This window comes from Nitrospira sp. CMX1 (genome assembly GCF_054902215.1).
Genome location: NZ_JBUBKD010000007.1, coordinates 18,081 through 40,414, shown reverse-complemented (window position 1 = coordinate 40,414; position 22,334 = coordinate 18,081). Strand labels below are relative to the sequence as shown.

General features: G+C 54.7%; 15 protein-coding genes. 10 read left to right on the top strand and 5 right to left on the bottom strand.

Translation table 11 applies throughout. The features are described from left to right. On the top strand, positions 1-1,376 hold a 1,376-nt coding region (locus tag ACYX34_RS01205; RefSeq protein ID WP_462074728.1), incomplete at its 5' end, for a LamG-like jellyroll fold domain-containing protein. A gap of 127 nt (positions 1,377-1,503) precedes the next feature. Beyond that, complete coding sequence (locus ACYX34_RS01200) at positions 1,504-1,704, top strand: hypothetical protein (RefSeq protein WP_462074727.1); 201 nt, start codon at positions 1,504-1,506, stop codon at positions 1,702-1,704. A 487-nt stretch (positions 1,705-2,191) separates the two neighbouring features. On the opposite strand, the gene ACYX34_RS01195 is transcribed toward ACYX34_RS01200, so the two are convergent. Further along, positions 2,192-2,503, bottom strand: coding sequence for a fibronectin type III domain-containing protein (locus ACYX34_RS01195; RefSeq protein WP_462074733.1), 312 nt, complete (start codon positions 2,501-2,503; stop codon positions 2,192-2,194). 507 nt (positions 2,504-3,010) lie between these two features. Then, entirely contained in the window at positions 3,011-3,508 is a 498-nt protein-coding gene (locus ACYX34_RS01190) for a fibronectin type III domain-containing protein (protein ID WP_462074726.1), read from the bottom strand. 2,395 nt (positions 3,509-5,903) lie between these two features. On the opposite strand from ACYX34_RS01190, the gene ACYX34_RS01185 reads away from it, so the two are divergent. Beyond that, entirely contained in the window at positions 5,904-7,184 is a 1,281-nt protein-coding gene (locus ACYX34_RS01185) for a fibronectin type III domain-containing protein (RefSeq protein WP_462074725.1), read from the top strand. A gap of 1,936 nt (positions 7,185-9,120) precedes the next feature. Beyond that, a complete protein-coding gene (locus ACYX34_RS01180) occupies positions 9,121-10,155 on the top strand; it encodes a hypothetical protein (protein ID WP_462074724.1) in 1,035 nt (344 codons plus the stop codon). Positions 10,156-10,237: 82 nt separating this feature from the next. On the opposite strand, the gene ACYX34_RS01175 is transcribed toward ACYX34_RS01180, so the two are convergent. The 3 genes from ACYX34_RS01175 to glgC are packed head-to-tail and all read right to left on the bottom strand — an operon-like array spanning position 10,238 to position 14,406. Further along, a complete protein-coding gene (locus ACYX34_RS01175; RefSeq protein WP_462074723.1) occupies positions 10,238-11,293 on the bottom strand; it encodes a DEAD/DEAH box helicase in 1,056 nt (351 codons plus the stop codon). A 40-nt stretch (positions 11,294-11,333) separates the two neighbouring features. Further along, a complete protein-coding gene (locus ACYX34_RS01170; RefSeq protein ID WP_462074722.1) occupies positions 11,334-13,193 on the bottom strand; it encodes a helicase-related protein in 1,860 nt (619 codons plus the stop codon). Continuing rightward, positions 13,168-14,406, bottom strand: a complete 1,239-nt coding sequence (gene glgC, locus ACYX34_RS01165) for a glucose-1-phosphate adenylyltransferase (RefSeq protein ID WP_462074721.1) — start codon at positions 14,404-14,406, stop codon at positions 13,168-13,170. The genes ACYX34_RS01170 and glgC overlap by 26 nt, the downstream gene beginning before the upstream one ends. 138 nt (positions 14,407-14,544) lie before the next feature. Between glgC and ACYX34_RS01160 the strand changes: the two genes are divergently transcribed. The 6 genes from ACYX34_RS01160 (at position 14,545) to def (ending at position 22,118) form a co-directional block, all read left to right on the top strand. Then, the gene (locus ACYX34_RS01160; RefSeq protein ID WP_462074720.1) at positions 14,545-14,829 is read left to right on the top strand and encodes a hypothetical protein; all 285 of its coding nucleotides are present in this window, start codon (positions 14,545-14,547) and stop codon (positions 14,827-14,829) included. Positions 14,830-15,091: 262 nt separating this feature from the next. Then, the gene (locus ACYX34_RS01155; RefSeq protein ID WP_462074719.1) at positions 15,092-16,324 is read left to right on the top strand and encodes a TolC family protein; all 1,233 of its coding nucleotides are present in this window, start codon (positions 15,092-15,094) and stop codon (positions 16,322-16,324) included. A 40-nt stretch (positions 16,325-16,364) separates the two neighbouring features. Next, entirely contained in the window at positions 16,365-17,552 is a 1,188-nt protein-coding gene (locus ACYX34_RS01150; protein WP_462074718.1) for an efflux RND transporter periplasmic adaptor subunit, read from the top strand. A 55-nt stretch (positions 17,553-17,607) separates the two neighbouring features. Further along, positions 17,608-20,679, top strand: coding sequence for an efflux RND transporter permease subunit (locus tag ACYX34_RS01145; protein WP_462074717.1), 3,072 nt, complete (start codon positions 17,608-17,610; stop codon positions 20,677-20,679). Between the two features lie 39 nt (positions 20,680-20,718). Beyond that, the gene (locus tag ACYX34_RS01140; protein WP_462074716.1) at positions 20,719-21,513 is read left to right on the top strand and encodes a HEAT repeat domain-containing protein; all 795 of its coding nucleotides are present in this window, start codon (positions 20,719-20,721) and stop codon (positions 21,511-21,513) included. 59 nt (positions 21,514-21,572) lie between these two features. Beyond that, complete coding sequence (gene def / locus ACYX34_RS01135) at positions 21,573-22,118, top strand: peptide deformylase (protein WP_462074715.1); 546 nt, start codon at positions 21,573-21,575, stop codon at positions 22,116-22,118. The last annotated feature ends 216 nt before the right edge of the window (positions 22,119-22,334 follow it).

Genomic DNA, 22,334 nt, shown 5'->3' with positions numbered 1-22,334 from the left:
TGGTGACCCTCGGTAATCTGCACGGCAGTAATCCCTTCAGTGGGCAGCTTGACGAGCTGCGGATCTATAACCGGGTGCTGACTCTCACGGAAATTCAAACGGATCGCTCTACGCCGATCGCCCCGGGATCGACCGACAGCACGCCGCCGAGTACGGTGGCGGGATTGAATGCCACGGCTGTCATTGGCCCACAGATCAATCTCAGCTGGACGGCGGCCACCGACAACATTGCTGTTACCGGCTATCGCGTGGAGCGCTGTCAAGGGCTAGGCTGCACGACCTTTGCGCAAATCGCGACTCCCTCCGGGACCACCTTCAGTGACACCGGCTTGGCTGCTTCCACGGCGTACAGTTACCGGGTGAAGGCGGTCGATGGCGCCGGCAATGTGAGTGTGAATTATTCGAACGTGGCCACGACCACGACTGCTGCGGACACGACGGCACCCACCGCGCCGACTGGCCTGGCGACGACGACCGGGACCACCCAGATTACGCTGACCTGGGCGGCCTCCACCGACAACGGGGGAAGTGGTCTGGCCGGCTACGAGGTGCTGCGCTGCCAAGGGACAGGGTGCACCAGTTTTGTGTTGATTGCCACAATTAGCACGACTAGTTACACCGACACCGGTTTGGCGGCCAACACCACCTACAGCTATCGCATTCAGGCCGTCGATGGGGCGTTGAATCGCAGTAGCTCTGCCAGTATTTCCGCAACGACGGGAAGTGGTGGAGGAGGGAGTACTGGCTTGGTGACAACCATGGGGATGAATGAAGGCAGTGGGACGACGCTGGCGGATGCCTCAGGGAACAACCACACGGGGACGCTGGTCAACGGCCCACTCTGGGTGGCAAGTCAGGCGACCTATGGGCAATCGGTGTCATTCGATGGCGTCAACGATGCGGTGTCGGTGGCCAATCCCAGCACGTACAACTTCGGCACGGCTGATTTCACGATTGAACTCTGGGTCAAGCGTAACGGACTGGGCGGCGGCCAACGGCATCTGCTGAGCAAATGTGATGCAACGACCTGGGTTGTTGGCTGTAAAGAGCTGTACTTTAACGCGAACAATCAGTTGGTGTTCGGATCATTTAGCACCGGGGACACCCTTGCGAGCACCATCGCGGACACGAACTGGCACCATGTGGCGGTGACGTTTGCGGACAGCACCAACACGCTGCGGATGTATGTGGATGGGGTCTTGATCACGGCAATCACCAAGGCACTGGAAGCGGATGGGGCGACCCATGTGGTGACCCTCGGTAATCTGCACGGCAGTAATCCCTTCAGTGGGCAGCTTGACGAGCTGCGGATCTATAACCGGGTGCTGACCCTCACGGAAATTCAAACGGATCGGGCCACCCCTCTGTCGCCATGAGAGTGGCCGTAGCTAATCGAACGGAAGACCCTATAAGCGATTTGTGAGGAAATCGGTTATTCATTACACGCTTGGGCGCATCGAAAGGGGTTGAATTAAAAATGTGCAGGGCCATCCCGTAATAGGGATGGCCCTTTTTTTATTTCCGCAGGTTTATGTTGCTGAGATCGACGTTGGCTTCCGTCTCGTGATGCAGTTGGATTCTGGACTCCTTGAACAGGCGAACGCTATGACGGTGACTCGTGTCGTGAGCAAGGTAGATGATCCTGAGGGTAGCCCTGTCGACGGAGGGTGGCGTCTTCAGCGTGTGGTGTTTTTTCTCGCCTGAGTAGTGGCGGCACTGTGTTTTTGAGGGCCCTCGACAGGGGGCTGGAGGATTTACAAGATCACCCTGTACTCTCTTCTGAACAACTGTCGCGTTGATCAGGCCAGACGGCGTGATCGCCAGAATGTTGATCAGCGCGTCCTCACACCAACGGACATTGCGATAAGTTGTGCGTTCGCTCACGCCGTCGCTGTGCCTGATGTGTAGGTACGGTGGTTCTTGCGTTCCGCCTAAGCATGCTCCGGCTCGTCACGGCTCGATGGCAAACCAAATCGCTTGGCGGTGGTGGGTATTCGCGCCAGTACTCCAGCGTCATCAGACGGCTGCCACCTCTACAACCGTTTGTTTCCCACCTGGTTGGCCGCGGGAACATCTCCTCCGGCATCTCTTCACATCTCTAAATGCCCATGACGGTCTTCCCCTGACTGGAGAGGTCCCAGCTGTGATTCCATGTCTCGGGGAATCATGAATATGGAGTTATGCAAAAAGTCTATTGTATTGTCTTACTGACCTCGTTGGATGGGGTGCTTTCGCCAGCACCGTTATAAGACGTAACGGCGAAATAGTATGTTCGGCCAACAGCCAAGCTGCTCACGGTTGATGATGTGACCGTGCCCACCGTAATGGTTCGTGTATAGAGCCGGGGTGCCTCGCCGACATAGACTTTATAGCCAGTTACGGTTGTGCCGGTGACTGCGTTCCATCTGAGCGTTGCCGACTTTGTAGCTGTTGGTGTTGAAGTAGTGGGCGGGGAGAGAACTAATGTCGCAGAGACGGTTCTTGTGCACCAGGTGCCCACCATGATCGTGATGGTGGCTTTATAGGTGCCTGCCACGAGCCCTGCCGTGTTGACAGCGGCTGCGAACTTCGCACTAGTAGTTATGTAAGTTTTTGCAGGCGACACAGAAAGCCAGGAAGCATTGTCGGAAGCCGTAATGGTAGCTTGCCACGTAGATTTCCTGGAGACAGTGATTGTTTGGTTTGGTGGGTTTGTCGCTCCCTGCACGGCATAATAAGTCAGCGATGTGGGTGTCGCGGTAGTGGCAGTGGCGGCATCATGACACGCTAAGCCTTCAGAAACGAGCCCAAAGCACATGAGCATTGTGACTCCGATCCTCCCCCAGAAACTAGGGGAGACCGAAGCGAGATCTTTACAGCGGGATCGAGCCGTTTGGTAAGTGATTGCTCTTAAAAAGTCTCTCATAAAACCTCTCCATCAGCTGGAATGCGTCTCTTGTGCTGAATTGGTTTGAGAAAATACTTCTCGTGTAAGTGAAACAATAATTGACTGAAGCGTAAGTGCAGTCATCTATGATTGGATCGGAGGAGTTACTATTGTAATTGCATTCGAGCAGAGACTGTCGGTTTCATTGAATGCTTGGATAGCGAGAAAATATTCTGTGTTGGGTTCGAGCCCCGTGATCGTAGTGTGTGTGTCCTCGACGGTTTGGCTTTTTTGAGAGGAGCAGACACTTGGTTCAGGTTCATCCGGGTTCGACTCTTCTGATGAGCGTTTCCCATAATGGATGTTGTAACCAGCTGCTTGGAAATCCGATGGAGGATCCCAAGCTATCTGCGCAGTAACATCTGTTGCTGTCGAAGTCACATCAATCTTTGGGTCTTCTCCGTCATCAGCCTGTGCCACACTGGATTGAGGGGCATTGTTCGGAGAAGTTATCGGTCCTTCTGTGCCATCATTCGCGCAACCAGCCAGCGATATAAGTGGCAAAAGAAAAAGTACCAGATGGACCATCGAGATGATAGGGTTTCGGGAGGCTAAGGTAATGAGGATCTTAAACGGCAACATAAGAGATGCTCCTCTGCTGGATCGGTAAGGGGATTTTGATGCTATATGAGGGAACGTCTAATCAATGCGATGCTCTTCTACAACCAGCTGTCAAAATGCTGGGGATATAAATGATTTCTGCTCAATGGCTCCAATCTGAGCCAAGCGTTCCCTGCGCATCGCGCCAGATGGTGACCTATGTAAGACGCAGCGAACCACCGCCGTTGTTCTTCTTGAGGAAGCTGAGTGAGCAAGAGTGATGCCGGAAGAATCTTCGCTATGTTCTTGCTTTCAAAAGGATTTGCACCGCTGCTCGAAATTTGGAAGTGTAGTTTGTGAAGGGATCAGCCTGCAGAAGGATTAAGCACGCACAAGAATGAGGTCTCCGGTGGGCACATATTTATTCCTAGCCATCTTACTGAGGCGTAGATGTAAATGGAATCAATATAATGCTGCTCCCTTAGTATTTGGTGCACTGCTGATGGTCTATCGCTAGTTTCATTTATGGTGCCAACGAGGGGGTATGTGAGACTTTTCCCCAGCTCGTCAGTAGACTTTGTGAAGGTAGCGCGTTTGCTAAACTTGAGTGTCATCGACGCGATGACTGTGGTGGGCTATAGGCAGTTGATCTTGTGGGGCTGACCAAGATCCTCAAAGCATGAGAAGTTTCGCGCGTGTGAGTCAGTGTGGGGCGCCTGCTCTCCCTGAGTGAAGATGCGGTGAATCACTCCGTGGTGGAACTCAGTTTTGATCTCCTCATGTTTGAGACCGCTGGAGTATTTCATTGCCGTTTGAGCCTATGACACTGATGGTCTTAGTAAAGACATCACGTTGGATGACGTCAGCCTGACCGCGTTACATCGTAGTACTTGGAAACTCAGGATCGAGGACGTGTGTCACTTACGATATCGTCAACGCCACGGGCTTGTTTACAGCTAAGCCGATCACCATTGATAGCCCTCACGATTTGATCGACAGACATGAGTTACTGGTATTCAAGGGGTTTCTTTGGCACGGTGAAGTCGTGTTCGATGTGATTGAGGGCTGGAGAAAATATGGCGAAAAAACAGCAGAGTGGCGCCGATGTGCTGGATGAGCTTCTGCCGTTTCCGGCGATTTATGAAAGGCCGAGCTGTCCATGATAACCAGGTGCGTCCAGGTCAGACACGGACATTGCCTAGCTTTGAGCCAAGAGTTGAACGCCTGGCATCGCACCGTCTTCAAAGAGGACCGGTCCTGAAAAATCCGTCCCTAGGCCTGCAGTGCGCAGTCTCCTATGCCAGAATATCAGGCCGTACACCCGGTGTCCCTTGGGTGGATACCCATATAGCCACGTGGGACGGAAGGCGAGAAGACGCATTCATCGACATGGATGAGCTGCTGGCTGCGACGTATGCATTGCGCATGAAGACGCACCAACTTTCTTCGTTGCAGCGGGCTGCACTCTGTGTAGCCGGTCGTTTCCTCCCGGATCCACCACATCTTGTGGAATGCGTTCCTGATGCACTGGCATGAGCCCCCGCAATGCCGAGCTGCTTTCCCTTCTGTTAGATCGTCCTGCGCGGTGACATGACGCCGCAAGACTTCCCGATCTAGTTTGTGCAGTTTTGGGCCCAGGGCGTCCGTGTGTCAGCCCATTGAGCTTGAGCTACCGGGACAGGCTCCCCTTGCTCACCATGAACCATCGGTCCGTCTCCGCCTTACTGCAGCCCTCTCGCACAAAACTTACTACCTTCCCGTGCAAATCCAATAAACATCTCATACCCTAATTTCTTCCACAGTGCACTTCCTCTGTTCATCAGTACCTGTGAGCGTAACTAAGCTATAACGCTTTTCCTGTGAGGAAAAGAATGCTGCAGGCTCTGGAAAAACCATGAGTGCAAACTCAACTTCAGCTTGATCTTGATATAGTGCGTCCTCGCATTCCCTGACTTACCCTCTTTAGATTACGAGCAGGCTCCGAGACCTCATCCTTTTCTCATAGTTGTGAAGTAAGTCCATTCTTGTCCTTTCTCTCTACGATTGTGAACAGATCGACGTCTGTGCTTGTCCAGAAATGAGGCTCCTCAAGCCATCGGCGAACATTATGTACTAAACGTTGTTGCTGTAGGAGGATACGTACATCGCCCATTCTTATAAAAATCAGGCTCTTAGCTGCCAGACAATTTCAATGTCCCGCGTTTTTTGTACAGTGGGGGGATCGGCACCGATAATATTCCAAGGCTTTCTACTCAGACGCCGTGGCCCACATCTTGCTTGATCTTCACAGCCGTGTGACGAGTTGTCGTGCTCTCGAGTCTCTTCTCTGGTGTCTACGTATAAGGTTTTATAATTAGATGAGTTTTGATGACGCCTATTGGCATCCTATGGACGGCAGCGTCTGTTGTGGTCAGCGTATATTTTAAGGAGTATTTACATGCTTGGGGTAAAAACGATTGCCACGGTTCTTGTCTTCTGGTCGAGTGCTGCATGGGGTGCCATGTTGACGTGGACTGCGAGCACTGGGGCGGACGTGGTGGGCTATCGCGTCTATAACTGTAGGCAGTTGCCCTGTGCGCCATCAGCCGGCACCGCATCGCTGCTGGCTACAGTGGGGACTACGACGAGTTTCAATATTGGAACACCCGCTGTTATCCAATACTACGTGGTTACGGCATACACCTCCGCAAATATTGAATCGGGCCCGAGCAACACTAGTACCTATACCCCAGCAAGCACTCCACCCCCTTCCACACCGACACCGACAGTAACCCTGACGGTGCTGGGGGCGCCGACCTCGGGGCAGCCGTGGACGGTGCAGGCATATCCCGCCAATGTGACGGGAACAATAACGGTGGAATATTGGGTCAACAATACGTTCAACCGCACCGAATATAACGCTCCTTATTGTCCATTCGAGGCCAATGAGGACGGCGCGTTGTGCCGCACAACCGTAAGACCATTTGGAAGTTACACTATTGAGGCACGGGTGAAGAGCAATGGGATCGAAGTCGTTCGCCGGGCTATAACAGTTCAAGCGTCTGCAGCCCCAACCACCACCTTGACACCGACACCTCTACCGACACCCACACCGATACCGACAGTGACACCGACCTCGACACCGACAGTAACCCTGACGGTGCTGGGGGCGCCGACCTCGGGGCAGCCGTGGACGGTGCAGGCATATCCCGCCAATGTGACGGGAACAATAACGGTGGAATATTGGGTCAACAATACGTTCAACCGCACCGAATATAACGCTCCTTATTGTCCATTCGAGGCCAATGAGGACGGCGCGTTGTGCCGCACAACCGTAAGACCATTTGGAAGTTACACTATTGAGGCACGGGTGAAGAGCAATGGGATCGAAGTCACTCGCCAGGCCATAATAGTTCAAGCGTCTGCAGCCCCGACCACTACCTCGACACCGACAGTAACCCTGACGGTGCTGGGGGCGCCGACCTCAGGGCAGCCGTGGACGGTGCAGGCGTACCCGGCTAACATAACAGGGACCGTCTCAGTGCAATTTTTGATTAACAACACCCTCAATCGCATTGAAGGTTTTTCTCCCTATTGTCCGTTCGATGGCGCGGACAATGGGACCCAGTGTCTCACGGCCGTGAGACCATATGGGTTCTACACGATAGAAGCGCGTATGCTAAGCAACGGAGTGGAATTGGCTCGAAATGTCATCGTGGTTAAAGCCAGTAGCCAGTAATTTTAATTTGATTTACCGCAAAGGCTCGACCATCCCAGAGTTGCCATTGGTTGGTGTGAAAAGAGAATGAAAGTGGCAGTCGACGAGTGTGTTGGGTGAAGTGAACGGGCACCTCACGATGCTCTGACAGATCGCGCTTCATCATACGGCGTTCTCATGCTCGAAGTGGAGTTCAGCTGCAGATTGAGTCCTTGTCCAAGGTTTAAGCGTGTGGCCAATGGGGGAAGCAAAAAGGCGTGCACACTCGAGGCTGTCGGTGCTCACCAAAACAGTCAGTAGTGAAGCAACCAATGGTCAGCTGCTGGTGCGATGTGACAGCGAGTCGGTGGCGACCTGGTTGGAGCCGATAGCTTTCCCCTTGGGATGCCTACACCTTAGGGAGTTATAGAAACGTTGGCAGCGGGTGTGTCCGTTGACCTACACCGATCCACATGGTTCGCGCCGTGAGGATATCTTGGGCAAGTCCGTAGCGAGAGAACCAACCGGTATCGTCGTTAGGCCCAGCCAGCCGCTTAACGCGAGAGTCAAAGGCACGACGCGTGATCGTCTTGCGTCGGCGGTTCAAGGACGAGGTAGTGGTGGGCGACGAATCGTTGTAACTCGCGCTGGGCTTCCTTGAAGCGGATGATGCCGCCTCAGTCCTACATGATCTCGGTTTCACTACGCAAGACCTCACACGCTGCCGCTTCAATGCCAGCGCGGTCGACTTTCCACATAATTGGTAGCCCCTGTTTGTGTGTCTGTCTAAGACTTCTATCCATGGTTTGAGATTGACCAGCCGACTGTTTCTGTGATCCGGCACCACACGCAAGATTTGCCATGTGGGACAACCGTGACTTGTGATCAGCTATGCCCATCGCTATGCACACCTCGCACAAACGATGCTCCTACACGGCAGTCGGATGTTTGAGCAATGGGTCACGAATGCACGGCTCCGCAGTAGCTGTGATGACCACGCTAACCGCTGTGAATGGGCTCGAACTGCACTTGTACCCACCTCATTGGAGGGTGGGCTTTCGCAGGCACTGTTATACGCAGTAACGGATAAATAGTAGATGGTTCCAGTCGTCAACTAGTCAACAGTATACGATGTGACATTGCCGACAGTAATTTTCAGCTATAGAGGCCGGAGGTTCTCCCTACCCTCACGTTATAGCCATTCAAGGAGTGCGTTTCATACGAGGTTCCTCATTAGGAAGTTGCAGGCCTCTCGTATCATGTGCCTCAACTCCACGATGCGTCTTGCCTGCGTACGGCTGAAGGTAGAGAGGCAAATAGATGCCTGGTCGAAGATTGGGGAGAGTTCCTTAATTTCTGGTGGCAGGGTGCTGTAATGGTGTAGAGCGTACAATGCCCGTACCCGCTCGTATCGTTTGCATCAAAAAAGTACGTGATGATTATTCAGCCTGTACGCACCTCTTGAGTCAACATCACAAACGGAGAGTTCCGCATACATGCACATTAGGCGTCGCATTGTGAATACATGCTTGTAGTGGTGTCATGGATCATTGTTCTGAATAAGCCTCTGCCTTGCCACGGTAAGATGTATGTGGGGCCTCACATCGCATCTGTAAGAGATGAGAAAATCCTGTCCGTGCAGTTGTGTCTCCCGTATGATCCATTTGAATGTGGTAAGAATGTGTTTTGGCCAATGAAAGTTGGAGATCACTTGTGTTGAGGTCTGGCTCAATCATGGCACGACAAGATAGATCTCCCGCGCCTGTCTCAACAATACAGCTGTCGGCTATGAGCGTCCGGATCTCTACCGGTTGAGTATTAAACAGCGTACGATGATCGGATGCGGCTGGTCTAGCTGTCCGCGCTGATGTGAAAGATTCTTTGGAAAAACGAGATGCGATTTGCCTGTTGGGGGAGCATGCTGGAGAGCTGAGTGATGATTTCATGCCGTGGGTATTCAGCGGGAAGGAGTTCGGCGGTGAATGTCTCTGTATTTGCCAGATCAGTCGTTTTCGTCACCGTTCTTCTGTTGGGAATATTGACCGTGGTGCCGTGCGGTATGACCGAGGAATTACTATCAGATCAGCCGAAAAGAGTGGATCTCACGCTTGGGACCTGGATCAGTGTGGGAGACACTCGGTGGGCCCACAATGCGTCGTCGCAAGGGCTTTTAGGGAATCCGACTTCGCGGCTGACGTATGCCGATCATTCCACGAATGTGGTGGAGCTGACCGCCAAAGTTTATCTCAGACCTCGTTTCTTTGGCCGGGTGCAGGTGGGAGGGGCTCACATCGGAGGGGGGCGTCTGACTGACGACGATTTTCTCGCGGCCGACGGAGGAAATCCCTCGCTTCGAACCCATAGTGATATCAGTGGATCTGGACTGTGGTTTCTGAACGCCGATTTGGGCGGATCCTTGATGACCTTCCCCCATGGGCAGGGGCATCTGGATGGCTTTCTCGGCTTCCAGTACTGGCGTCAGGAGCATAAGGCCTACGGGGTCAGGCAGGTCAGTTGTTCGGTGGCAGGGGCCTCGACGGATTTGGATATAAATGCGCCAGGGCTGGACCCCTTATGTGTACCGGGTGGTGTTGGTATCAGCAATCGTGCGCTGGTGCTTTCCAACAGCAATGCCTGGTATGCGCTTCGAGTTGGTGCCGCCAGTGAGTATCACCTGCTACGCTGGTTGACCCTTCATGGTTCAATTGTGCTAAAGCCTATCAATTTCTTTACCAACGAGGATACCCATCATTTACGAGTCGCCGATGGTGAGTTACAAGCTCCAAGTTTTACCATGCGTGGCATTGGGTTTGGGGCGGATGCCGAGATCGGAGCGACGCTGCATCTCACGCGATGGCTTGCGGCCCAAGTCGGCTATCGGGTCTGGTGGAATCGCTTGATCGAGGGCACCTGGGAGAGTCATCTCACGGACGGTCGATCGGCGTCCTTTCCGCTGACGGAGTTTCAATCCCTCCGCCATGGCCTCACGGCTGGCCTCACGGCTTCTTTCTAAGCAAGATGTTGGAAAAGGCCACCAGTGTTCTCGTCACGTCGCTCTCAATCGTGTGAAGTGTATCTCGTGAAGCATCGTTTACTTATCGCCTTGGACGTCCGGATGGCAAGGTCTCTTCTTCGTATTCAATAAAGAGGTGTTTCGCTTCGGGATGAAGGTGACTGGGATGACCCTGTGGAATGCCGAGCGTACGAAACAAGGGGGTGAGTCTTCCATTAGGGTGAAGGTAGCCGGCTCTCAGAGGCACGGTGCGCTTGCTGTGTCGTACTAGTCGACAGGGAGTAGGCCGAATCGATGTCAGCCAGTCGGCGATATCTTGAGGGTTGCCGATGGAGGCCGAGAGTAACAGCAGCCTAGCCTGGGAGGGACAGAAGATGATGGTTTCTTCCCACACAACCCCTCGCTCAGGATCAGCCAGGTATTGTGACTCATCCAGGATGACTAAGCCGAGCGTGTCCAGGCGAACATCGACCTCGCCACTCGCTGCATCGTAGAGCAGATTACGGAGAATCTCCGTCGTCATGACAAGCAACGGAGCTTGTCCGTTCTCCTGGCGATCACCGGTGAGAATGCCGACCTTGTCTGGTCCAAAGATCTTTGAGAACTCTGCGTACTTCGTATTTGACAGAGCCTTGAGCGGCGACGTGTAAATGACGCTCCGATTATCCTCCATGGCCAGACGAGCTGCTTCAACGGCTACATAGGTCTTCCCGCTTCCAGTTGGGACGCTGATCACCACATCGGTTTCACTCACTGCGGCCAAGGCTTCAACTTGCCAGGGGTCCTGGACGAATGGTTGAGGTGCCGGCACACCGATTCCTTGTAACCACTCTGTGAGGGAGACGGGAGGATCCGACGGCTCGGAATCCGAGGCCCTGGGTACAACTTTCTTGTGAGCGATGGGTGGAGCTCCAGGCCTTCTCGACGATCCAGATGTTGGACTGGATTGACGCTCTCCGATCAGCGTCAGCAGATCGGACTCAAAGCCGACGCGATTCTGGCTTGAATGTTGGAGCAGCAGCTCGATCAGGCGTCGTTTCCCGGCACGAAAGTGTCGATGGAGGCGCCCGCGGGCCAGACGGTGGAGCACTGCGACAGGTTGTTGAGCCAAGAGCTTTTCGAGTTCGTCGGTGGTCATGCGAGAGCTCCTAGCTGGCAGCTGATTACTGAAAGCGTCATCACGGCAATTCCTCCAACACGCCGCGTCGGATCGCCGTGATCGCTTGGGCTGCGGATTCAGCGAGGCCGGGGTGTGTCGCGTTGAGGGTTTGCACCTGGGACAGATACTCCAGGGTTCTGGCCAGAAGCCGATAGATGTCGCCTTCAGCCATAGTAGTCAGTTTGCAGAGTCCGATCCAGGTGAGGGTTGGGTCGGCGACCCAGCGTTCCACTAGAGCGGCCACGTCTGCGCGGAGGAGGGGAGGATCTTCATAGGGAGACAAACTCTCTGCGAGTTTGCGTACTTGCCCAAGCAAGGAGCTCAACCCAGGACTGATGCGCGGAAAGGCTCCAGGTCGGTCGTCATCATGAGCCAAACTGGCCAAAATGCCGGCGAGGAGTGACGGGTCTCCTCCCGTGAAAGCTTCGGCACGAATCAGCTCGGTAATCAGCAGGGAATGATCGATTCGAATGAGTCGTGCCCATTCTCCCTCAGCCGTCAGCTGTGTCGTTAGGGTGAGATAGCCAAATTTCTGCAAGACCTCGACGCGCTCTTGGAATCGATGCCATAAACTGGTGCGCAGGGCTTGGATGGATTTGATATGCCGCTGCTGTTCCTGCCGGAGGCGTGACGCCGTGAGGAAGTCCTTTTGGCAGGCGGATCGCGACGGACAGGTCGGACAGGGGAAGTCTTCGAGTGATTGGACGATGGTGTCAGGAAGAGGCTCGCCGTTGCTGGATACCAGGATGGGGAGAAGGGGCAACCGGAGCGGCAGTTCTTCTAACTGGTGGCTCAGTCGATCGAACGTGTCAGTGGAACACCAGGGATAGGACGAAGTTTCCGGGCAGTCGTACGTACGGTCGTACACTTCCTTCACGCTGGTGACCGGACATTCGGTGACGGCGCTCTCCGGCCGCAAGATGGTAAGCATCGAATTCTTTTGACCTTTGCTCCGATACTGGCGAAGCACGATGCCCCGTCCTCGGCTCAGTCCAACCACCCGTCCTGGTGTGAGGAACGGCAGCCGCGCCGAAATCTCTGGCGGTTCAGACCGATAGGTTGGATGGCGCGTATGGCGGTGTCTTCGTGCATGGTCGAAGGTGTGCCATTGGGTGATCCAGTCCGTGCAGACGCGAGGGCCGAACGGTTCCATTTTGATGTGGAGGGCGTCGAGTTTCTGCTCAAGGACCTCGGCTCGCTGATTCAATTGAAACTGCGCAAAACTCTTGGCCAGAATTCCTTGGATGTGTTCGTGGGGGTGAGCCTTCAAGAGGTTCAAGACCATCGGATAGCTGATGGTAAACTGGCTGTCGATGGCCTCCGGCTGTCCGGTCAACCCCTTGGTCAGAACCGACAGATCGATATACGGTGAAGGGGTGATCACAGCGAATCCGACATGATCCTTCCCTCGGCGTCCGGCTCGTCCCGCGATTTGCTGGACTTCGCCGGCCGTCAAGTCGGTGAAGTCGCGAGACTTGCGGATGCTGGACTGTGTGATCACAACTGTGCGAGCGGGAAAGTCGACGCCTGCCGCTAAGGTCGTGGTGGCAAAGACTGCATCGAGGTGCCCCTGTCGCATCAATTCTTCGATGGCGATTTTCCAAGACGGCAGATGCCCGGCATGATGGGCGGCCACACCGATTCGTTGGACGATGGGAATCATCGGGTGCTCGGCAATGCTGGGGTGTTGAGCCATGACTTGTTCAAGGGCGTTCGCGATTGCCTCTTGCCGTACGGTAGGCAGAACGAAGTTGGCGTGGTCGAACGCTTCCATGGCCTCGTCGCAGGCTCGCCGTGAGGTGAGAAACACGATCGCAGGGGTGAGATGTTTTTGACGGAGTGCGGAGATCAGATCAACCGGATGAATCGACGGAGGCATGCAGCTTCATTCCTTTTGAGATCACCACGAGACCCGATTCCGTGACGGTAAACCGCTGTGCATCGGCCTCTCGGTTATACCCGATCTCTGTCTGGGGAGGGATCGTCACATCCTTGTCGATGATGGCGCGCTTGATGCGACTCTGTGCCCCGATCGTGACATTTTCCATCACCACGGAGTCACGGACATCGGCATGGTCGTGCACGTGGACGTTCGGAGACAGGACTGAATTCTGGACCCGCCCGCCAGAGATAATACAGCCGCCGCACACGATCGAGTCGAGTGCGACACCCATCCGACCTCCCTGAAAATCCTGGGCGAAGACGAACTTGGCCGGTGGAAACTGTCCCTGGTAGGTTCGGATCGGCCAGTCCGCGTCGTACAGATTGAACTGTGGATCCACGGAGACCAGATCCATGTTGGCTTCCCAGTACGCATCGAGCGTTCCGATATCACGCCAATACTTGACCGCTTTCTTGTTCGCGTCCTGAAATTTGAAGGCATAGACCCGTTTCTCGGCAATCATCTTCGGGATGATATTTTTCCCGAAGTCATGTGCGCCGCCTTCTTTTGCATCGGCAAGCAGGTATTCGCGGATCGCCTTGGTACGGAAGAGGTAGATACCCATCGAAGCAAAGGCATGGTCCGGATCGTTGGGGAGAGGAATGGGATGCGCGGGTTTTTCGTCGAACCGTGTAATCCGGTAGTCTGGGTTCACCGCAATGACCCCGAAGCGAGAGGCCTCTTGGATGGGGATGTCGATGGCCCCCACGACCGCATCCGCGCTCGTGGCGATGAGCCAGTGATACATCTCCGCGTAGTTCATCTTGTAGACGTGGTCGCCGGCGAGGATCAGCAGGAACTCGGGGCGTTCATCATCGATCAAGAACATGTTCTGATACACGGCGTCGGCCGTGCCGCGATACCAATCTTCGCTGATGCGCTGCTGAGGAGGGACCGAGGCGATGTACTCGTTGAGATCGGCGCTGAGAATGTTCCAGCCCGCGCGAATATGTCGATCGAGGGAATGAGACTTATATTGGATAAGGACGGCGACTTTGCGAAGCCCTGAATTCAAGCAATTACTGAGCGTGAAGTCGATGATGCGATATTTCCCGCCAAAGGGAACCGCCGGTTTTGCCCGTTGTGCCGTGAGAGGATTGAGCCGCTCACCTTTTCCACCCGCCAAGACCATGGTGAAGATATGCTTCATGGGTGCGATTCTAGCAGGACTGTCTTGAAATAGAAAGAAAACGGAATCGTTGACTTCCTCTGCCATGCGGATAATACTAGCTACCAGAACGCCGGATTGAGCCACTCGGCTCGGTTGGCCATGAACAAAGGAGTGAGCATGAAGCGAGATGTCGTCATCGCGGCGTTGCCACGAGTAGATTCCAGACGTGTTACGAAGCTGGCGGAGAGAACCTCGGACCCACTACACGACATGGCCTGGCGGCTGGAAAAGTTGGAGGAGCAGATCCAGAAGTTGTCGGAACTGGTGCGTGACCATGCAGAAGATATGGATCGCTTGGTTCGGATCGTGGCCGAGAATCAGGATGTGGTGCGCCAACAGTTGCTGAGAAAACATCATGAGAAGGTTCGGGTGCGGAAACACCTTCGAGCACTCAGTTCATAAGGCCGCTGTGGATCGTTGATCTCACACCGATAGTCTGGTCGAGCGAGCGCATTACGTTCTGGTCCGAACCTCGCCACGATACGGGTTCCGCCATTCCCATGTTCTTGGCATCTCCATTGAATAGATCGAGCCTGATAGGTGAACGATTCATTGGAGCAGTGCCTCCTCACCGATTGATCAGATGAATTTCCTTGCGTCCATCCTGTGCTGTGTGTGCTGCCTCAGCGGTGTCATCACCGGTACTCCTGACTGTGAAGCAGCCATGACAGACTCCACGAGGAGCGGCGCTCCTCATACGGCTTCAACGCTACGATTGAGTCTGGAGGAGGCGATCGGCCTTTTTTTGCAGCAGAATCTTGATCTGCTGATCGCAAAGTATGGAATTGAGTCCAGCAAGGGCGCGCAGCTGACCGCTCGATTGTTTCCCAATCCCATAGCGTCTTTGGGACTCGTGAGCTCGCCCGTTCAGGGGCGCACGCTGGGGAATAGCGGACAGATCGCCCCCCAGATCCAGCAGTTGTTTGAACTGGCCGGCAAACGCGGGTATCGGATCGAGAGTGCCGAATTCGGACTCCAGTCTGCAGAGGCCGGCTTTGAAGACGCCGTTCGCCAGTTGCGGTTTGCCGTGAAGGATGCGTACTACCGAACACAATTGGCTCGAAGACGTCTGGTGCTGGCGGAGGAAAATCGTGACCGTTTTTCGCGTATTCTCGAAGTCAATACCATTCGATTCAAGAAGGGGTATATCGCCGAAGTTGACTTGATTCGGATTCGCCTGCAGTTGATCGATTTCCAAACGCAAGTCATTCAAGCGATTCAAGAGTCGGAATCGGCCAGATCCGATCTCCGCCAGCTCTTGCGGCTTTCCCCGGTCGTTTCGGTTGAGTTGACGACGGAGTTGGAATATCAGCGAGTGGATCCGGACATCGTCAAGTTGCGTGTGCTTGCGTCGGATGCTCGTCCCGATGTTCGTGCGAAACGGTTGATAGTGTCACAACGTGAGGCTGAATTGAGTTTGGCCAAGGCGTACCGGATTCCCGATGTCACCATCGGAGCGGGGTACGCCGTCCAGGGATCCCATGGACCCGACAATTCGAATCAAATGGCCTTCAGTCTTGGTGTACCACTGCCGTTGTTCAATCGTAATCAGGGGAAGATCGTGCAGGCCGAGGCCTCAATGCAGGCGGCGGGAGCCGATCTCAGCAAGACGCTCAACCAGGTTGAGAATCAAGTGGAGGTTGCTTATCGCAACTTGCTTGAAAGCCGTCGGCTGGTTGAGGCTTTTCTGGGAGGGGTGCTCGATGACGCGCGGTCGACCTTTACCATCGCCGAGCGAGCCTATGATCGGGGTGGGGCTACGCTGATCGATCTCCTTGACGCGGCCAGGACCTCGCGGACGATCCAACAGAATTATATTGAGGCCTTGTTCAATTATCAGCGGAATGTGATTCAACTGGAAAGCGCCGTTGGGACAGACCTCACGTCATCGTCATGATGCCGTAGGTGCGACGCAAGGTAATGATTGAGATGCAACAATGAAAGACTGTCGGTTGTATTGCTCCAACGAGTTTCCCTGGTGTGTGTGTGCACTGGTTGCCAGTGTGATCGTTCTCACGCTCACAGCCTGCGGACAACAGGATCAGCGTCCCCATTCACAGCCTGCAGTATCTGCGACGGATAAGGGGGAAGCAGCACATCCCATCGAATCGGCGCCGCGTGTCGAAACGGCTCTCGTTGGGTTCAATTTGTCCCGCCAAGGATTGACCCTTTCGGGAAAGATCGCCTATGGCGAGGACAAATATTCACGGGTGTCTTCTCCGTTGCAAGGACGTGTCGTTGAGGTGAGCGCTCATCTGGGAGATCGGGTGAAGGCGGGGGACGTGTTGCTGGTTGTTGATAGTCCGGACATCGCGCAGGCCTATTCAGAGTACGTCAAGGAAGACTCAGACTTACAATATGCAACGAGGGCCCATGAGCTGGCGAAGGATCTGTACGAGGACAAGGCACTGGCGCTGAAAGATTTAAAACAAGCCGAGAACGAATTGGTCAAAGCGCGCGCAGAGTTCCGTCGAGCAAAGGAGCGATTATTGTCGCTTCGGGTCGCCCCTCAAGAACTGAACAAGCCAGTGGACAAGCAGCAGATCACGTCGCGCTTCGAGATGAAGAGTCCACTGAGCGGGAGCGTGGTTGAACGGACTGTGACACCTGGCCAGTCCGTGACCGGAGATCCCGACCATGTGCTATTTACGGTGGCTGACTTGGATGTGCTGCAGGTTGTCGCCGATGTGTATGAGCATGATTTGGCTTTAGTGCGGGAAGGGCAGTCCGCAGCGGTACGGGTAGAAGCCTACCCTGGCGTGGAGTTCCCTGCCAAGGTCACGTCGGTGGGCGATGTCGTCGATCCGGCCTCGAGAACCATCAAGGTTCGGGCACGAGTCGACAACCAGGCGCACAAGCTGAAGCCGGAAATGTTTGCGCGGCTACAACTTGATGTCGGAGAGACCGGGAAATTTTTGACCGTGCCTCGGGAAGCGGTACTGGAAGTCGACGGCAAACAGTTTGTGTATGTCGTCGAGGACGAGCATCGCTACAGCAAACGAGAGGTGAAAGTCGCCACAATCTCGCCGGATCACACGCGGGTTATTGAAGGGCTCAAGCAGGGAGAACGCATCGTGACGAAGGGAGCGGTACTGATCAAGGGGCAGGAGGTGCAGGGACGATGATTGCTCCTTGCCGTCGCCTCCACCGCCGGACGAGCCGTGCGTTTGTTGAGGGCCGATGATCACAAAAATCGTTGAGGTGTCACTCGTTCAACGATTCCTGGTCTGTGCACTCGGACTGCTGCTCCTTTTCGGCGGTCTCTACGCGTTTCACCTGCTCGACATCGTGGCGTATCCTGATCCAGCGCCTCCCATGGTGGAGTTGATTACCCAACTCCCCGGCTATTCGGCCGAGGAAATCGAGCGACAGATGACGATCCCGATCGAGGTGGCCTTGAATGGCACGCCCCGTCTGACGGATATTCGGTCGCTCTCGATCTTCGGCCTCAGCGACATCAAGGTGTATTTTGACTTCGACAGCGACCTCTTTCGGGATCGCCAAGAAATCTTGAATCGCCTCAACGCAGTCCAATTGCCGCAAGGGGTACAACCCGTGCTCTCTCCCTGGTGGGCCATCGCCGAAATCTATCGGTATGAATTGAGCGGTTCGAATGCGAGTCTGACGGATGTGAAGACGATACAAGACTGGCGGGTCCGTCGAGCATTCAAGCGGATACCGGGAGTCATTGACGTGACGACCCTGGGCGGGACCACGAAGGAATACCATGTCGATATTGATCCGGGAAAACTGATCAGTTACGGCGTCAATCTCTCGCAGGTGATGACGGCTCTGTCGAACAGCAATGCGAACGTTGGCGGTAACTACTTAACGATCGGGGCGCAGAGCTACAACATTCGTGGACTGGGGCTGATCAACGATCTGGACGATATCGAGAATGTCATGGTAACGGAGAAAGACGGTACGCCTATCTTCGTGAAGACCCTGGGAAAGGTTACCGTAGGCCATCGTGTGCGTCTCGGGAAGGTTGGGATCGATGACCGAGACGATGTCGTGGAAGGGGTGGTATTACTCCAGCGCGGTGCTCAGGCTTTATCCGTTCTCGAGCGAGTCAGAGAAAAGGTGCAGGAACTGAATGAAGGGAAACTGCCGGCCGGAATCACGATCAACACGTTCTATGACCGGACGACACTCATTCAGACGACGGTGGAGACGGTCACCGATATTTTGATCAGCGGCATGGTGCTGGTGTTCGTCATCCTGTTTCTGTTTCTCGGACATTTCCGCGCGGCACTCATCGTCGCCTTGACCATCCCGCTTTCGCTGCTCTTCACCTTTACCATGATGGTGGCTGTCGGTCAGTCGGCCAACTTGATCTCCTTGGGTGCGATCGATTTCGGAATCATTGTGGACGCGACGTTGGTCATGGTCGAGAGCATCTTCTTTCAGCTGGCACACAGTAAGACCCATCAGGTGACGATTCACCAACACATTATTCGGGCGGCCCGCCGAGTCGGGCGGCCCATTTTCTTTTCGACGGCCATCATCGTCGTGGCCTTTGTGCCGCTCTTTACGATGACCGGTGTTCCCGGAAAAATCTTTGCTCCCATGTCGATCACCTATGGGTTCGCGTTGGTGGGGGCCCTGTTGATGGCATGTACCCTCGCCCCAGTGCTCTGCTCGTTTCTCTTGCAGTCGCCGATCAGGGAAGCTGATACGGCGATCGCCCGGCTTGTGCGGCGTACCTACATGGGGCTTGTGGCATGGGCGCTCGATCATCGAATCCTGGTGGTCGGATTTTCGACAGGGTTGGTGGCGCTCGCTGCTCTGACGCTGCAATCGTTGGGCGGCGAATTCATGCCGGCGTTGGAGGAAGGGAATTTATGGGTGCGGGCTACCATGCCGGTCGATATTTCATTTGATCAAGCGGATCGATTGGCGAACGACATCCGTCGGATGTTTAAAGAGTCTCCGGAAGTCGAGACGGTTGTGTCTCAACTCGGACGGCCGGACGATGGGACGGACCCGACCAGCTTTTTCAATGCCGAATTTATGGCCAATCTGAAGTCGGCATCGGCCTGGCGTCGCGGCTTGACGAAGGAGGGCTTGATCGAAGAAATCGAGCGTCGACTGAAGACAATTCCCGGTGTTATTTTTAATTTTTCCCAAGTCATCGAAGACAATGTTGAGGAAGCAATGTCGGGCGTGAAGGGGGAGAATTCGATCAAACTGTTCGGCACGGATCTCAAACTTATGGAAGCGAAGGCTGCAGAGATTGAATCGGTCATGCGCAACGTTCCCGGGGTGAAGGACTTGGGAATTTTCCGATTGATCGGGCAGCCCAATCTACTGATCCAGGTCGATCGCGAAGCCAGCGCTCGATATGGCTTACGAGTCTCAGACGTGAATGCCGTGGTTCAAGCCGCCATCGGCGGTCAAGCGGTGACGCAGGTGTACGAAGGTGAAAAACGCTTCGACCTGGTTGTTCGGTTTCTGCCGGAGTATCGGCAGGATGTGGACTCCATTGGCAATATCTTGGTCAACACACCGGATGGGGCCAGCATTCCGCTCAAGCAGCTCGCGGCCATTACCATGCAGACCGGAGCCTTCATCATTTACCGTGAGAACAACGAACGGTATATCCCGATCAAATTCAGTGTGCGCGAGCGCGATCTTCAGGGTACGGTCGAAGAAGCGCAAGTGAAGTTATCCCAACAGGTACGGTTGCCGGATGGATATCGGATGGAATGGGCCGGGCAATATGATCAGCTCAAGGAGGAACAGAAACGGCTGGCGAAGATCGTGCCCGTGAGCCTGGCCATTATTCTCTTTCTGCTCTATAGCACGTTCGATTCCTTGAAGAACGCGGTGCTTGTCCTCGCGGCGGTCCCGTTTGCCTTGGTCGGTGGAGTCTTGTCGCTGGTCATCACGCAGACCCATTTCAGCATCTCGGCTGCGGTGGGGATGATCTCGACCTTGGGGGTTGCGATACTGGGTGGTGTGTTATTGATCTCGCGTATCGAGGAGTTCCGTATGGCCGGGCTGGGTCTGCGGCAGGCTGTGATGCGCGGGGCCGATGTCCAGATGCGCCCTATCCTCATGGCGACCTTGGGAGCGGCGATCGGGCTGTTGCCGGCTTCGCTTGCGACAGGCATCGGCTCTCAGGCACAAAAGCCGCTGGCGCGTGTCGTGGTTGGTGGAATGTTGACAGCGGCCTTTTTAATTCTTGTGGTCTTGCCGGTCCTCTACGAAATCGTCCACCATCGTGATAACCTGGAAGAGCGGGAATAACCGAATGTCTCGGGTCAGCGAAAGGGGAAAGTCATCATCGTGAAACGATCGTATGTGTTCCGACTGGGAGTGATCGGGTTGCTGAGCGTGATGGGTGGGGTGGGTCCTCTGTGCGCATGGGCGGATCAGGGTAGAGCCTGGCCTGTTCAAGTGCCCTATGACGCTCCTCCGGTGAATCCAGATGTGCCAGATGTCTCAATCCCTCTCAATCAGATGACACTTGGCCCGGAAGAGCTCAAGCGCGCCGAGGCCTTGTTGCCGTTGCTGGAAGGGAAACAAGAGTTTTGGGCCATGGGGGAATTCGTGCATTTGGGTGAATCGTCGGTTCCGGTGTTGGTCAAGGCCTTGACCATGTCCAGCCCAAGAATCCGGTACAATGCGATAGAAACCCTGTTGATGATGAAGGGGGTGGCAGGGGTGCCGGCCCTCGTCACGACGGCGAAGGAGCCGAGCGAACTGTCGCGTGTGCGGGAACATGCGTTACGGGTGGCCGTTCGGCTGGATGCGGCGAAAGCTTCCGAGGCCCTCGACGTGATGGCCAAAGATCCCAATCCGTCAGTGCGAAAGGCTGCCGCGTTCGAGGCGCGGTACATCCGTCAGAAGGCCGTCATCCCCCTCCTGATTCCCATGGTCAGCGATGACGAACGGTTCGTGGCGCTGTCCGCCCTGCAATCGCTCTGGATTTTGACTCGCCATGAAACGGAATTCCATGATTGGGACACCTCGACCAAACAGGATCGTGCGGCCTGGGCGAGCGAATGGGTCGAGTGGTGGGACAGCAACAAGGAGACCTTTGAGATTCCGGAACCTCGACGACCCAAGCGGAGTCTGTGAGGGGACGTTGAAGAGGTTGCGGGCTTGAAGACGCCTATGTTACGAATAATACAAAGGTTGTGAAATTGAAGACAGGAACCATGCTGAAGATCGCCAAGCTGGGGAATCCTATTCTCCGGAAGATTGCCGTGCCGATCGATCCACGAGAGATTAAGTCGTCGGAGATCCAGCGGCTGATCGATGATATGTTTGAAGTCATGTATGACGAACCGGGTATCGGGTTGGCGGCACCTCAAGTCTCGCGGTCGGTTCAATTGGTTGTCATGGGTTGCAAGGGGGAAGGGGGATTTCCTGAAACCGTCCTCATCAACCCTTCAATCGTCTACTATGGGCCGGAGCAGGTGGAGAGTTGGGAAGGGTGCCTGAGTGTCGATGGCTTGAGAGGGAAAGTCACCAGACCATCACTGGTGCGAGTCAAAGGGTTGGACCGGAAGGGTAAGCCCTTGGATTTTGAAGCCACGGGCTTGTATGCAGTTTGTATCCAACACGAGTTAGATCACCTGATCGGCAAAGTCTTTCTCGATCGCATGAGGGACATGTCCACCCTCACGCAGCTCGACGAATTTTCACAATATTGGCAGAAAGAACCCAGTAACGTAATCTAACAGGCTGCGGAAAAACTCATTTAATGCGAACAATATGACTGAAAGTTTCCGTACGATGCTCATGCCAGAACAATTTCAGGATGCTCAAAAAGGCTGTCCAGCAAGGCCGCAGCGAGTGAAGAGGCGAGGCGTACGCTTCGGTACGTTGAGCCCTCTGCACGATGCGAGAACGCCGCTGGCGGACTTTTTCAGCATCCTGCTAATGCTTGCCTTGTC